This is a genomic window from Desulfosporosinus meridiei DSM 13257 (assembly GCF_000231385.2).
GTDB classification, from domain to species: Bacteria; Bacillota; Desulfitobacteriia; order Desulfitobacteriales; family Desulfitobacteriaceae; genus Desulfosporosinus; species Desulfosporosinus meridiei.
Genome location: NC_018515.1, coordinates 4274132 through 4288340 on the forward strand (window position 1 = coordinate 4274132; position 14209 = coordinate 4288340).

Below are 14209 nucleotides of genomic sequence, written 5' to 3' on the forward strand. Positions count from 1 at the left end.
ATTGAAAGCGACTGAGTCTGATTAAATCAGGCTCTTTTTTATACTGATGTTGACAACGAATCGCAAGCTTTACCAAGTTGCCGAGAAGGGCGGGTTATTATCCAAAAGTTCAGTACGGCTTTCAAAAAAATGATAGGGGAGCCCAATAACTGCCAAATTTGAATTATTCTCAGGCTTATATCCTCTTAGGAGTCCCGGAGGAAGAGCGAGGGCAGTTTATCGCAGAAATTGATGTAGAGGGTCTGTCTGCCCGCGAACTGCAAAAGGCGGTTAAGGAGCGGAGCCAGGCCCTGCAGGAGCGAGACCAGGCTCTGCAGGAAAAAGCGGAACTCCGGCAGGCCCTGAGCGAGCAAGAGAGCCAAATAACTCAGCTGACCACTGAGCGCAACAACCTGAAAACTAAGGCAGAGCAATTAAACAAGTCTCAAGGAGAACAGGAGACCAAAGCGGCAAATCTGGAGAAAAAGTTAGAATCTCTTAAGAAAAGCACATCTTATGAAGGCCTCCAAAAGATAAACAAGAACCTTATTGCCGCGCAGCACAAGACTAACGCCAATCAAATTGCCTTTTTATACGAGAGTCTGGACAAAACCTTCAAGCAACTGGTCTGGGAATTGAGCAGCTTCGCTGACAAGGATAAGGATACCTATGAAGTGTATAAAAGCAAGGTGTTTGATTTTTTAACGAAAGGTTTGAAAGAGAAATTCTGACAGGTTTGCTAACGGACTTGCCAAAGATCTGAGCATATGGAGGCCTATACATTTTTAATGATCTCAATGGGGTTTAATTTAATACACCTGAGAGCGGGAAAAATGGCTGTTGACATTGAAACTACAAAGAAAATAAGGATAGATAAGGTGATAAACCTATAATCCACTGTAACATTAACAACAGGCGATCCTTGAGCAGTCACAATGTATCGATTGAATCCACAAAGAAAGACGACAAGGAAACCAAGACAAAGGGCGATTCCTACAAGACTAAGTAATAACGCTTGATAGAAAAAGACAAGGCTTGCCGAAAAGTCCGTGAGACCCATGGCCTTTAAGATCCCAACTTGTTTTGATTTTTGAAAGACATTAATGGTCAATATATTGACGATACTTATAATGGTCGCCAGCATAATGAAGAATTGAATGACAAGGGTTACTATTTTTTGCCCTATGATTGCACTGACTATTAACTGATTCTGGGCTTTCCAATTAGATACATCTAACTCTTCCCCGGAGAGGGCGCTCCTAATCCGGGCACTGACAACATCAGCCAGATAGGGATCGTGAATCGTTAATTCAATCTCAGTCACCTGATCAGCAAAACCGATAAAGTTTTGCGCCGTGGCCAAATTGGTAATCACCCACGCTTTATTAATATTAAAGACTCCGAAATCATACAAGCCAATAATTTTCATGGTCACCGTTTGTCTGCCAAGGGTTATGATACTAACCTCATCCCCGACTTTGACACCTAAGCGCTCAGCTAACTCTTTGCCGAGTAAAATCTCATTTAGATTAACCGGTGAACTTCCTTCGTAAATTGCCATTGCAATGTTATATAGACCCTCGGTATCTATGATATTAAACCCCCGTATCAGTATCGGGATAGTCATTTTCCCAAGTTTTATCCACGCTTGGCTATTGACATTGGGGGATACAGCGTCAACTTCCGGAAAATTACTTCTAATCCTGTCCCCTTCCTTCTGCCAGTCACTAAATCCTCCACTTTTAGAGTACATTGTAATATGAGGGCTATAAGCCAATATTTTATTCATTAATGTTTTTTCAAGCCCTTGACTGACCAGACCGATAAAAGTCTGTACGGAGACTCCTATGGCTATGCCGAAAATGACTAAGCTTGTTTGTAGTTTTTTATCAAGCAGAAACCGCCAGGCAATTTTTAAAGGTAACATTCCTTAATAGCCCGCAACCTTATCACTGATGTCGGGATACATCCTTTTATAATAATTGGCATAATCACCGGAGTTAATGTTTTCCATCCACTCCGTATTCTCCAAATACCATTCTATAGTCTCTTTTATCCCTTGCTCAAAGGAATAAGCCGGTTCCCACCCCAGCTCCGTTGCTATTTTTGTATTATCTATAGCATATCTTCGATCGTGTCCGGGACGATCTTTAACGTGTTTAATTAAGTCTTTCGACTTGCCAAGAGTATTAATAATCAATTTGACAATTTCTAGATTGGTTTTTTCATTGTTTCCGCCAATATTATAGACCTCTCCGTCCTTTCCTTTGTGCAGAACTGTATCAATAGCGGTGCAGTGATCTGCTACATGCAGCCAGTCTCTTACTTGCCTGCCATCGCCATAAACAGGAAGTTCTTTTTCTTTCAGGCAGTTATTAATCATAAGGGGAATCAGCTTTTCCGGGAACTGATAGGGCCCATAATTATTACTGCACCTTGTTATATTGACGGGTGTACCAAAGGTTTCATGATAAGCTCTTACAAGCATATCGGCGCTTGCTTTGGAGGCCGAATAGGGGCTGTTCGGCAGCAGCGGCATCGTCTCAACAAACCTGCCTGTCTCACCTAAAGCTCCGTAGACTTCATCCGTTGATACTTGAATAAACTTTGCTCCTGGTCTGTATCTCTTGCAATGCTTATCAGCAGGCTTTATTTTCCAATGCTTCTTTGCCACATCCAGCAAAACATGGGTTCCGATAACATTAGTGGTTAAGAAAACTTCCGGTTCTTCGATACTTCTGTCAACATGTGATTCTGCAGCAAAGTTTACAACTGTATCAATATTATAGGTTGAAAATATTTCTTCCATCCTTTGTCTGTCCCTGATATCTGCTTTGATAAATGAATAGTTATAGTTATCAGATATAGCTTGTAAGTTTTCCAGATTCCCCGCATAGGTCAAGGCATCAACATTAATAATTTTATAGTTAGGGTGCTTGTACAACATTGTTTTTACAAAGTTGCTGCCAATAAAGCCAGCACCTCCTGTGACTAGAATAAATTTCATCAAAACCTTCTCCTTTAGCTCTAGCTTTAACTCTTTCTTTAGTTCAAACTTTTACTTTAGATCAACTTCAATTTTAGCTCTAGCCTTGACTTCAGATCTAACTTCAGCTTTAACTCTAACTTAGGTTTCAACTTTAACCTTAAATATAAAACCCAAATTTCTATTCATTTAACAACGATAAAATGTACTGGCCGTAGTCTGTCATCTTCAAGCTTTCGCCAATAACTTTTAATTCCTGATCATTAATGAATTCTCTCCGCCAGGCAATTTCCTCTAAACAGGCTATATAAAATCCTTGCCTGGACTGGACTGCCTCAACATACTCAGCAGCCTTTTGCATGCCATCAGGAGTACCAGTATCCAGCCAAGCCATACCACGGCCCAGCAGAATTACATTAAGCTCCTCTTGTTCAAGATAAGCATTATTGACGGCAGTAATTTCAATTTCGCCCCGTTCTGAAGGCTGAACACTTTTAGCTATCCCTACAACCTGGTTGTCGTAAAAATACAATCCCGGAACAGCATAATTTGATTTTGGTTTGCTTGGTTTTTCTTCAATGGAAATAACTTTTCTATTTTTATCGAATTCAACAACCCCAAAGGATCGCGCATCTTTCACAGGATAGCCAAAGATGTAAGCACCCTTTTTTAATTCACTAGCCTTATTAAGCAGGCGCACAAAGTCTTGTCCATAGAAAATATTGTCGCCCAAAATTAAGCAAACTCTATCGCCGGCAATAAAATCTTTGCCAAGTATAAAGGCATCGGCAAGCCCTCTGGGAGTTTCTTGTACCTTATAGCAAAGATTAAGCCCCAACCTGGAACCATTTTCAAACAGCTTTTCATAGATGGGTGTATCCTCTGGCGTTGATATGATAAGTATCTCTCGAATACCAGCCATCATTAAGACTGAAAGAGGATAATAGATCATGGGTTTATCGTAAATAGGCAATAATTGTTTGGACACTGCCTGCGTCATTGGGTACAACCGAGTTCCTTTGCCTCCCGCAAGAATTATACCTTTCATCCTTTTCCCTCCAATTCTTTCGTTAAACCAACTTTCTCTAGTAAGACAACTAACTACGTTAAAACAACCTGCTCAGCCATGATGCAAGATAATCTTACAAATCCCATCCACGTCTTCTACCGTCAAGTCCGCATACAGCGGCAGGGTCAGTACGTTATCGGCTATCCTCTTAGCCACAGGTGTTTTCTGAAGTTCAAACATTCCCTTGTAGGCCTCAAAATCATTGGTAAGGGGATAAAAATATTTTCTGGCCAATATATTGTTTTTCTCAAGCAGAGCAGCAACCTCATCCCTGTTCAGGCCAAATTCTTTCTTATTAAACAGCACAGGAAAATAGCAATAATTAGGGGTAATATTCTTCTGGGGGTTGCATAACGTCAATCCTTTGACTCCAGACAGCAATTCACGGTATCTGTCCATGGCTCGCCCCCGCTTGGCAATCTCCTCATTGATATGCCTCAGGTTACACAAGCCCATTGCGGCATGGATTTCCGTCATTTTGGCATTGGTTCCGACGGTTGGTACGGATTCCTGTCCAACCATGCCAAACTGACGGAGCCTGGCCAGTACCGGCGAGTACTTCGAATTGCTATAGGTCAAACCACCGCCTTCAACAGTATGGAAGACCTTCGTAGCATGGAAACTAAACATGGACATGTCCCCGAAATTTCCGACAGCCCTATCCTTTATCTTCACACCAAAGGCATGGGCGGCATCGTAGATAACCTTCAGATTATATTTTTGGGCTATCCTAGCAATCCCATCAACATCACAGACATTGCCATACACATGAACCGGCAAGATTGCTGATGTTTTTTCAGTGATAAGCGCCTCAATCTTACTTACATCAATGGTATAGTCATCTTCATTGATGTCGCAGAACACCGGAGTTAAGCGATTACGAAGGATAGCCTGGGTGGTAGATGCGAAAGTAAATGGAGTGGTTATTATTTCGCCGGACAAACCCAGAGCATCAATGGCCAGTTCAAGAGCCAGATGCCCATTAGCAAATAGAGAAATATTATCCACGTCCAGATATTCAGATAGTTTCTCCTCTAAAGCTTGGTGTTTTGGCCCGGAATGAGTGAGCCATCGACTACTCCATATATCTTTGATCTCATGTATATACTCCTCATAAGGCGGCATAGATGGTCTAACAACCGGTGTGGATTTTAGATTCATAGTTACCTCCCTGCTTTTTAGTTACTTTTAAAATGTCATCAATCTGCCTGCTTTGGGATTCTATTTCAGCGTAGGATTCCAGACGGAGAGTCTTATCGGCAATACATTGGTAAAAGTGGTCAATCGATCCCAGGAACTGATCGTTCCCGGCAATCTCATAGACTCTCTCTTCCTGCTTCTTCAGAAGTACTGTAGCAGTTAAGTTTGTAGGGGCCGTAAAAATTCTTGGAGCATAAATACAGCCTTCGCTTCCCCATATTTCCAGCTCACATTTATAGCAATTATCCATCCCAAAGGAAACCTGGGCCGTAATGCCATCCTCATTTTCTAAAGTAGCACTTCCAAATACATCGACATTGTGTTCTTTGGCAGAATGTAGTGAAGCTGTCATGGTTTGTGCTGTTTTACCAAGCAACAAGGTGGATAATTTAATTGGATAACCCCCGCAATCCATCACGGCTCCTCCGCCTAGTTCTTTGTTATATCTAAAATCAGCAGCTCCCCGGTAAGGAAAGCCAAAAGCAGCTCTTATCTGCCTTATTTCTCCAATCTCTCTATCCTCAATCAACTGACGAATTTTGTTAATCTGCTCATGATAACAAAAGGCATAGTTTTCGTGGACTGCCAATCCCTTTTGCTCTGCTAATTTAAGCAACTTCCTGGTATCTGCCAAATTCGTTGTGAAAGGTTTTTCCAGCAACACATGCTTCCCACATTCCAAAGCTTTTTTGGCCCATAGATAGTGTAAAGCCGGAGGCAAGGGAATATATATCCCTTCAACGCTTGAAGACAAGAGCTGTTCATAGCCGTTAAAAATAGCACCTTTATATTTGTTGATAAAATCATCAGCCTTTGCCATGGATTTTCTGAACATGGCTTTTAGTTCATACTCATGATAGGAGCCATTAGACGATTCATTTCGCTCATGGGGTTTGGCAATAGCTACTCCTACATATTCAAAGTGTTTACTCTTTTTAAGTGCCGGTAAAAAACGATTAAAGGCAACATCCGAGGGGCCTAAAATACCCATTAGTAATTTTTTCATTTCACACCTCCAGCAAAGAGAGTAGATTGCGCAGTTGGATATTTAAGCAGTTATTTACCTGGGTAAGAGTATTTAGGGTCTTATAATCACTCCAAAAATAACCTTGCGGCAAATCTGAGGGGATCTCATCGTTCTGAACTTCAATAATGACATTGCGATTTTGTTCGTGATAAAAGCGTCCGCCTTCTTCCGACAACAATACATTGACCCTAACACCCTTTCCGGATGAAAGCTCTTCATAAAATAAACGGGTAATCTCATCCTCATCTCTTGCCTGAGTCGCTTCATGCTGAACAGTAGGTCCTAATTCTATTCCATCCAAGCAGCCAATTTCAGGCTTAGCCTTGACAAGAAATTTCTTTACGCCCTTATCTTCACAACTTAGGAGTCCAAAAGTGGCAATTCCCTGAGCCTCAAAAAGCGGTTGTGTCCAGTTAACCACTTCCCGTCCTTCAATGGATATGTCACAAAAAATCAAGCGAAAGGGAAAAGGATCCTCACACACAAATTGATTCTCCTCCATATGCCATTTCTTTAAAGAATTCAGGCCTACTAATCTTGTCGATATCTCACTGAACATTTTATAATTATTAAAAGCATGGTATATATCTGTTAATATAGGCAGGCTTGCTGTTCCACGAAGGGAGCGCAGCAGGGTCTTATCCTTACATTTATTTTCAATTTCTTCTAGTTGGCTTTTTTCCGGTTCCAGTTCCGGATCCACCAGGGAAAAAGGCAGGCAAGAAAGAACCGTACGGGTATCCATATTAACCAAGTTATCATAACGCATTAATTCTTTAATCTGACCCAACGTCATCCATTGATGAGTAGGCGGTACAATAATGTCTTGGTCCAAATGCAAAAGAACATTTCGATTTCTTTTTTTCAAAAACCGTGAAGATTGTTCAGATTGAATCTGATCGACCAGAGTTTGGTTAGGTTTTGCTTCTATAAAACAGTCCAGAAAAGCAGGTCTCTTTCCTCCATGTTTTTGGGTAAAATTACTCTTGGTTGCTTGGATGGTAGGTGAAATCTGGACTTTATTAATATTGCCCGGCTCTATTTTGGCCTGCATTAAGAAGTGTAGTACTCCGTTTATCTTGCGGAAGATAATTCCTAAGAATCCGATTTCATTCTGGATAATAATGGGCTGCTCTGCCAGCAGCTCATCGTTACGATACTGTTGAATTCCGGATATGGAGAAAAAGCTATGGTTTTTATTCCTGATTAAACCGGAATCCTTATCAAAGAACCAAAAATTGCTATGCTCTAAAGGTATTCTCTCTAAGTTAACTTCCAGATCCCTGTTTTGTGCATTGATCCATTGAAGTAAGGCATCGATTGAATTGACACCTTCCTTTGTGAGCCAGGAGTTTATTAAATCATAAAAAATATTATTCATAATAAACGTCTCCTATAAGTTAAATGCTCTAACATCAGGTATTACCCGGAGGTTTGGCGGAGCTCCCTTTTCATTCTCTGCCGGTGCCGCCTTTAGCAGCGGCATGGAGGGCTACCCTACCGAAATGCCAAGAATAACATACCGAAATAATATATCCGCCTACATATTCCGTACGAATAAACACATTACTCTTATCTAATTTGAGAACATCAAAGGAATTAAAGGGTATCGTCATGCCTTTGCCAGCCCATTTAACATAAGCTTCTTTCCTCGTCCATACTTTAGCAAATCTTAGATCTTGGTTTCTCTTCCGGGCAAAGATGTAATCTTGCTCATTCTGAGTAAAAAACCGCTCGGCAACACGTTTATTAAAATTTTTTACTCCTTCAATATCTACCCCTACCGGTTTGTCTGACACGGCACACACAATAGCCCCTTTTTTGTGAGCTATATTATAGTGTATATTTCCATAGTCTCTTAAATAAGGTTTGCCAAACTCATTAATACCTATGGATAAACTGCTGCCATCCACACCTAACCATTGACCTAAAACTTTCCTGGCAAACAGTTCGGAGTAATAAACAGCATTTTCTATTTTTAAGAAATACAGTTTGGTCATCTGCAGCTATCCTTTATCCTGTTCTCTGGTAACATTTATCTCGTTTCTCTGGCAGGATTACCGAATACTTTCGTATTGCCTGCAACATTCGTTATTACTACGCTGCCCGCACCAATATAGGCATTATCACCAATGGCAATATGCGGAATAATGGTGGAACCTGCGCTGACAAAAACGCCACTGCCAATGGTTACATAACCTAGAATGGCCGCTAAAATGCTTACCGTAGTATAATCCCCAATCCGACAATCATGAGCAATTTTGGTGTTGACATGAACATGATTACCTAGCACAGCATTGGGCCCGATAACTGCGTCCCTGTAAAGAATGACTCCTTCTCCCAGTGAGCAGTAGTCATTTATCTCAACATTCGGGTGAATGATATTGGCAAATTTCGCCCCCTTATCCCCTAATCGTTGAGTTACAATTCTCTTGGCATTAGGATCAGCTATAGCACAGACATATTCTTCTCCCGGTTTGGGAGTCCACTGATCAATGCTACCCATGATATGGAAATCTCCATTTGTGAGTGTGTGAATATCTAAGCCGCTGTCGGCAACAAATCCTTTGATATTCCAGGTCGCCTTAACTTTATTTATTTCTTTCACGACCTGTAATACATCCCTGGCTGCATTGGAAGCTCCTACAATAATCAGGTCTTTCATGTCATATCTCCTTCAGTTTTTTTAGAGGATTCCGGCAAGTATCCTGCTATTTTCAAAACATAACTCAAACATTCAAACTTTAATAATCTGGCCGCTCCAAAATAAAAGACAGCACCCACGAGCACTTGGAGGATAAGGGTTATTCCCACCGGCAATTCAAAAAGCATGATTGAGTAAACAACAACACCCATAGCAAGGGCAAGAAGAAAAGAAGGCAGGATGTCAACTATCTGTTCATGGATCGGGTAACCAAGTAACTTTATGTTTGGATAGGAATTGATCACTAAGCTGATCAAACCAGTGACAACTCCGCCGATAGCTATAGAAAATATTCCCTGGGGTATGGTTATAACAAGTATGATGATCCCTAGGGACTTTTTTAAGATTTCTAATTTCAAATTAATATCACTTCGGCCAATGGCACTAATTGCCTGCAGGTTTGCAGTATGGATCGGGTAAAGGGCAAAGTAAGCGCAATATATCTGAAGGAAGGGCACACTATAAAGCCATTTGTCGGTTAAAATTAACCTCACCATAGGATTCGCTGCGGCAGCGAGTCCTGCCATAATGGGAAAGACAATAAAGGAACTTGTGACTATGGAGCGGCGCATCATATTCTTAAGCTTCAATTTATTATCCTGAACCCGAGAGAAGGCCGGAAACATAACCGCCTGGATCGATCCGTTAAGACTTGTTACGATAACTCCCGGAAATTGTTTCCCCCTGTTGAAATAGCCAAGCATCTGGGTACTAAATAATTTTCCAATGACAATGGTGTAAATATCTACATATATTGTGTCTATCAAAGAAGTAAGCAGCATTTTCCAGCCAAAGGAAAAAAGCCCGGCAGCTTTTTTAGTTGAAAACAGCATTTTCGGCCGCCATTTCACTACCTTGGCCATAAAGAAACAGTTCAAGATGACATAGGCTATCTGTTGGGAAACCAGCGCCCATACTCCGAAATCCCCAAGAGCCATCACAATCCCTACTGTTCCGGAACAAATTATGGCACCCATACTGCTAAAAAATAGTTTTTTAAACTGCATATTTCGCGAGACAAAGGCTATTTGCACAGAATTTGCAGCACTGAAGGGCAGAGAAATCGCCAATACGCGCAAGACAAGGTCAAGCTCCCTGATCTTGTAAAAATAAGCGATATAAGGAGCTGAGAAAAAAAGCAGCAAATACAATAGGCAGGAACCGGCAAGACTTAGGAAAAACACCGTGGAAAAATCGGTCTCGTCAACATCCTGGTTCTGTATAAGGGCCGAACTAAAGCCCCTTTGCAGAAGGATATTAGACAAATTGATAAAAATTGTCAGCAAAGCTATCGTCCCAAAATCCTCTGGCAGGAGTAACCTCGCCAGAACAAGCTGAATTATTAATTGGATTCCTTGAACTCCCAAGCTCTCAAGCAACTTCCAAAACAAGGATGAAATAACAACCTTCTTTGTGTCATTATTCTCGTAATCGTTAATTTCAACACTTCCCAACTATCATTGCCTAATAGATTCAGGCTTTGCCATACAACAGCCTATGACGCAAACCGCTGACTCTTGTCGTTACGACAAGGAAAGGGTACTTCAGCAAGGTAAGCATGATTTTGAAGGCAACAGAGGTTTTATTAGGAAAGACACTGCACATATATTGGAAGTTATCCCACTTATCTTTATCAGGCTTTATGATTGTCTTACCCAAGGCAATCGTGGTATACAAAATCAGAAGCTTTGAGTAATTCAGCTTAACCCCCAGCACATCTTTGGCAAAGTCCTGCATAGCAAGACATTCGTCGAAAACAAAGCGATTAACATTGATTTTAGACAGCTGGGCACTCCAGCTATCACCCCCCGCATAAATACGCCGGTGATGGCTCATGACTTCCTCGCAGCAGTAAGTATCCCCCCGTAGGGAAATGAGCATCGCTTTCTTGACATCCCCTGTTGCTTTGATCTTCCCAAATTTATCCTCCGCCTCAGGATCACTAAACTCAATGGCTTCTCTCCTGTGCATGAGAGTGGCAGTTTGCCCGAATAATAATCTCTTTTTTTGGTGGGTTTCCAAGGTGTAAACCCCCCGTTTTCTGTAGCCGTAAAAGTAGCGGCTGGACAACATTTTTCCCTTTTCATCGACTTCCCAGCATTCATGGCTGGTTGCCATATATTCAGGATGCTCTTCCAGAAAATCCACTTGCTTTTGCAATTTATACGGATCAGTCCAATAATCATCCCCTTCACAATAGGCTATATATTTACCCCTGGCTGCAGGAAGAATAAACTTATGGGTAATAGAAACATGTTGGGAATATTGATTTTCCCTTTGGAGTATGGGTTTAATGATCTCAGGATACTTTCCAGCGTATTCCCTGATAATTGCTGCTGTAGTGTCCGTTGAGGCATCGTCATGAACAATAATTTCATAAGCAAAGCTTGTCTTTTGCCTCAACATGGAATCAAGAGCTTGCCTTAAGTACTTTTCATGTTGATAGGTCAAGCAGCTAACACTGACCATAATCTTATTAATAGCTTGAATTTCATCACACATTAATCTGTTTCATCCTTTCCTTGCTGCTGATTTTTTGCTGCCTGTTCCAACTGTAGACCACAGCAATGGCGGCCCAGAACTCAGGTACATACCAATAGGAATCGGAGAGCAGCAGCTTTAAGGAGCAAACCAAAAAGATTAAAAACAAATCCAGCCAATCCTCGTCCCGGCATTTAATCAGTGTCCTGACACAATGGTATAAGAGAAAGAAGATTAACAATCCCCCCCCCAGGACACCAAAGGTTAGCAAAATTTCCAGGAAGATATTATGGGGGTACCCCCAAAAATAATAATTCCCGATGACATAGCGATCGCCGTACAGTCCGTAACCGAAATGACCCATATTTTTAAGCAGCTCGATGGACATCTCATAGATTGCTGCCCTGCCATTATCATCACCTATGGAGCCGGCTAAGAGCATGTTTATACTTCTCGCTGAGATACCATGACTTTGCAAAAAAATCACAAGCAGCCCGATTAGATCCTCAAGTTTTAGATAGATCAGCAAAAAGGCAGGTACCGTCAGTCCCCAGATGACCTTGACTTTACTCGTCATAAAACCTCTTATCAACATCACCGTAAAAAACACCAGAATCCACAACAAAGGTGCCCGCGAACCCGCCACTAAAATCATAAACAGACACATAATGCTAAGCACCCAGTGCCATAGTTCCTTATCTTTCATTGCGTAATACAGAAACACCATGGAAGGCAGCATCATGTCATAGCCAAAGCTCATGCTATAAGATAGTTCTTCATAGCCGTTGGCCGTCAATGCTAACCAACTGCCCACTCGCATGGCATTCGCAAACTTATACAAGCCATATACAACCAAGATATAGGAGATGGATTTTAGATTTTTTAGCAGCTGCTTCGGATCATTGACCAATCGCACCATAAAATAAGCATACAAGGCACGATCCGGTCTGAAGATGTAATTAAAGACCCCGTAAAGGGGATGGTGAAACCAAGCTTCATATTCAGGATGAACCATAATTGTCATTCCAAAGGCAACCAATGCCGCCGCCCAAAGCAGCAGGAAATCAAGCATACGTCTTCTCTCTCCACTTGCCAAGGGCATCAGCAAGAGAGGAAAGTATATAATAATAGAAGTTAAAATCCAGGCATAGTCTTCCAATCCATACAGCCTGAACAGCCGGGTCGTACAAAATGAAATCATATCTGAGGCCAAGAACATCATAAAACACAGATTAGCAAGAGTTTGTTTTGATAACCTAAATCCAAGGGCTGTTACATTTTGCTTCGGCTCCAGCTGCAGCTCCATATCCATCCTCCACTTTATCGAGTATCTAAACTTTTTAATTTTTCCGTCAAGCTCGATAAATAGCCTTATACTGAACCTTACCGGTCTCATTGCGGGGTATTCTATCCAAAACATCCACAGCAAAAGCAGACCTGATTATCCCGGTTTTTTTACTGATAAATCTTTGTACTTCATCTTTGTATTGCTCCTCTGTGATATAGATATCCATGCGTCGATCTGTGCCTGTACAGACACAATCGATCTGGAACTCATCCTTAATTAACCTTTCACACCGGTCCAGACTGACCCGCAGCCCATAAAGCTTCAAAAACCTGCTTTTCCTGCCGATGATGTAATAGCATCCGTCCCTATCTCTTCGGGCAATGTCCCCCGTATGAAATTCTCCCAGCCATTCATCACCCAACAGCAAATCTTCCCGGTCAAAAGCATACCCCATGGTCACATTCTGCCCTCTATAGCCCAACTCGCCCTCGGCTTCCTTTTCCTTTATTTCCTGACCCTTTTCATCCAGCAAAAACAACTCACCCCCGGGTATCCCTCGGCCAATGCTTCCGATCTTAGCTTTAGCCAGCTCCGCAGGTAAAAAGGCCAGACGGGCTGATGTCTCGGTTGTGCCATAAGTAGCGAAAAATCTTTTCCCGGTACGGCTGGCATAGTCCGCTATCTCGGCAAACATGGCAGCCGTCAGCTTTCCTCCTCCTTCGGCGAAGGTGGTTAAGTATGGCAAATCCATGCGCGTGAAACGTAGCTTAAATAAAACCTCATAACTGAAAGGAACTCCTGTAAAATTAGTGGCACGCTGATCCTTAATATTACGCCAGAAATCAGGACTCATAAGATTATGCTCCGTCAGCAGCACGGATGCACCTACGTAGAGATGACTGTTAATGACATTAAGCCCCATGGTATACTGCATGGGCAAATCCACAATGGCACGATCGTCCTTTGTCCAGCCGAAAAAAGCGGCAACATTTTTGGCGTTTGCTTCAAGATTACTGGTTTTATGACGCACCAATTTCGGGCTGCCGGTTGAGCCGGAGGTTGTGAGCAGCATGGCTAAGTCGTCATTAATGGGATATATGTCATGTTTCATAGGAACAAGAACAAATCCATAACTTTTATATAGGATGGATAAGTTAAATTTAGATACAAGGCTCTCGGGCATCCATAGGTAAGCCGGTGTGTATTCCCCCAGCAAATGGGCCAGTAACTTGAAGTCTATAGCTGCACCCAGCAAAAGAGGAACAACCTGATTAGCCAAACAGCCTATGTAGCCAGCCAGCCCGCCAATGGTATTCTTACACAGACAAAAAACGATGGACCGCCGTGGCAGCATGGCTCCGAAGGCTATGGTAAAGTCACACAATTCGCCATAGCTTAATGACCTGCCCGTATCATCAATGGCGGCAATTAATTCCCGGCTTTGTCTATCAATACCTAAATACATATCATTTCAC

Annotated in this window: 13 protein-coding genes; 1 reads left to right on the forward strand and 12 read right to left on the reverse strand. The window is 41.9% G+C overall.

Annotation, left to right across the window (positions count from 1 at the left end):
• Positions 1-158: 158 nt before the first annotated feature.
• Positions 159-710: a DUF3102 domain-containing protein gene (locus tag DESMER_RS19750; RefSeq protein ID WP_052314858.1), complete on the forward strand. Its 552-nt coding sequence runs from the start codon at positions 159-161 to the stop codon at positions 708-710.
• 44 nt (positions 711-754) lie between these two features.
• Here the strand turns inward: DESMER_RS19750 and DESMER_RS19755 are convergent, their stop codons facing one another.
• The 12 genes from DESMER_RS19755 to DESMER_RS19810 all read right to left on the reverse strand — a co-directional run bounded on the left by DESMER_RS19755 (position 755) and on the right by DESMER_RS19810 (position 14199).
• Positions 755-1906 carry an ABC transporter permease gene (locus DESMER_RS19755; RefSeq protein ID WP_014904840.1) on the reverse strand — a complete coding sequence of 384 codons (1152 nt, stop codon included), beginning with the start codon at positions 1904-1906 and terminating at the stop codon, positions 755-757.
• A 3-nt stretch (positions 1907-1909) separates the two neighbouring features.
• Positions 1910-2986, reverse strand: coding sequence for a dTDP-glucose 4,6-dehydratase (gene rfbB / locus DESMER_RS19760; RefSeq protein ID WP_014904841.1), 1077 nt, complete (start codon positions 2984-2986; stop codon positions 1910-1912).
• A 160-nt stretch (positions 2987-3146) separates the two neighbouring features.
• On the reverse strand, positions 3147-4013 hold the full coding sequence (gene rfbA / locus DESMER_RS19765; RefSeq protein ID WP_014904842.1) for a glucose-1-phosphate thymidylyltransferase RfbA: 867 nt from the start codon (positions 4011-4013) through the stop codon (positions 3147-3149).
• 72 nt (positions 4014-4085) lie between these two features.
• The gene (locus DESMER_RS19770; protein ID WP_014904843.1) at positions 4086-5195 is read right to left on the reverse strand and encodes a DegT/DnrJ/EryC1/StrS family aminotransferase; all 1110 of its coding nucleotides are present in this window, start codon (positions 5193-5195) and stop codon (positions 4086-4088) included.
• Positions 5167-6240 carry a Gfo/Idh/MocA family protein gene (locus DESMER_RS19775; RefSeq protein ID WP_014904844.1) on the reverse strand — a complete coding sequence of 358 codons (1074 nt, stop codon included), beginning with the start codon at positions 6238-6240 and terminating at the stop codon, positions 5167-5169. The genes DESMER_RS19770 and DESMER_RS19775 overlap by 29 nt, the downstream gene beginning before the upstream one ends.
• A gap of 1 nt (position 6241) precedes the next feature.
• Positions 6242-7642, reverse strand: a complete 1401-nt coding sequence (locus tag DESMER_RS19780; RefSeq protein WP_014904845.1) for an NDP-hexose 2,3-dehydratase family protein — start codon at positions 7640-7642, stop codon at positions 6242-6244.
• Positions 7643-7712: 70 nt separating this feature from the next.
• Complete coding sequence (locus DESMER_RS19785) at positions 7713-8261, reverse strand: 4'-phosphopantetheinyl transferase family protein (RefSeq protein WP_014904846.1); 549 nt, start codon at positions 8259-8261, stop codon at positions 7713-7715.
• Between the two features lie 35 nt (positions 8262-8296).
• On the reverse strand, positions 8297-8926 hold the full coding sequence (locus DESMER_RS19790) for a NeuD/PglB/VioB family sugar acetyltransferase (RefSeq protein ID WP_014904847.1): 630 nt from the start codon (positions 8924-8926) through the stop codon (positions 8297-8299).
• Positions 8923-10419: a lipopolysaccharide biosynthesis protein gene (locus DESMER_RS19795; RefSeq protein WP_014904848.1), complete on the reverse strand. Its 1497-nt coding sequence runs from the start codon at positions 10417-10419 to the stop codon at positions 8923-8925. The genes DESMER_RS19790 and DESMER_RS19795 overlap by 4 nt, the downstream gene beginning before the upstream one ends.
• Positions 10420-10438: 19 nt before the next feature.
• A complete protein-coding gene (locus DESMER_RS19800; RefSeq protein WP_014904849.1) occupies positions 10439-11467 on the reverse strand; it encodes a glycosyltransferase in 1029 nt (342 codons plus the stop codon).
• Positions 11460-12752, reverse strand: a complete 1293-nt coding sequence (locus tag DESMER_RS19805; protein WP_014904850.1) for an O-antigen ligase family protein — start codon at positions 12750-12752, stop codon at positions 11460-11462. Before DESMER_RS19805 ends, DESMER_RS19800 begins: the two co-directional genes overlap by 8 nt.
• Before the next feature lie 46 nt (positions 12753-12798).
• Positions 12799-14199, reverse strand: a complete 1401-nt coding sequence (locus DESMER_RS19810; protein WP_014904851.1) for an AMP-binding protein — start codon at positions 14197-14199, stop codon at positions 12799-12801.
• Positions 14200-14209 lie beyond the last annotated feature (10 nt).

What these genes read in the sequence shown, in the direction of transcription:
- DESMER_RS19770 (WP_014904843.1), bottom strand. Translation starts at nt 5,195, where the DNA reads ATGAATCTAAAATCCACACCGGTTGTTAGACCATCTATGCCGCCTTAT.
- DESMER_RS19810 (WP_014904851.1), bottom strand. Translation starts at nt 14,199, where the DNA reads ATGTATTTAGGTATTGATAGACAAAGCCGGGAATTAATTGCCGCCATT.
- DESMER_RS19805 (WP_014904850.1), bottom strand. Translation starts at nt 12,752, where the DNA reads ATGGAGCTGCAGCTGGAGCCGAAGCAAAATGTAACAGCCCTTGGATTT.
- DESMER_RS19775 (WP_014904844.1), bottom strand. Translation starts at nt 6,240, where the DNA reads ATGAAAAAATTACTAATGGGTATTTTAGGCCCCTCGGATGTTGCCTTT.
- DESMER_RS19800 (WP_014904849.1), bottom strand. Translation starts at nt 11,467, where the DNA reads ATGTGTGATGAAATTCAAGCTATTAATAAGATTATGGTCAGTGTTAGC.
- DESMER_RS19785 (WP_014904846.1), bottom strand. Translation starts at nt 8,261, where the DNA reads ATGACCAAACTGTATTTCTTAAAAATAGAAAATGCTGTTTATTACTCC.
- rfbA (WP_014904842.1), bottom strand. Translation starts at nt 4,013, where the DNA reads ATGAAAGGTATAATTCTTGCGGGAGGCAAAGGAACTCGGTTGTACCCA.
- DESMER_RS19790 (WP_014904847.1), bottom strand. Translation starts at nt 8,926, where the DNA reads ATGAAAGACCTGATTATTGTAGGAGCTTCCAATGCAGCCAGGGATGTA.
- DESMER_RS19755 (WP_014904840.1), bottom strand. Translation starts at nt 1,906, where the DNA reads ATGTTACCTTTAAAAATTGCCTGGCGGTTTCTGCTTGATAAAAAACTA.
- rfbB (WP_014904841.1), bottom strand. Translation starts at nt 2,986, where the DNA reads ATGAAATTTATTCTAGTCACAGGAGGTGCTGGCTTTATTGGCAGCAAC.
- DESMER_RS19780 (WP_014904845.1), bottom strand. Translation starts at nt 7,642, where the DNA reads ATGAATAATATTTTTTATGATTTAATAAACTCCTGGCTCACAAAGGAA.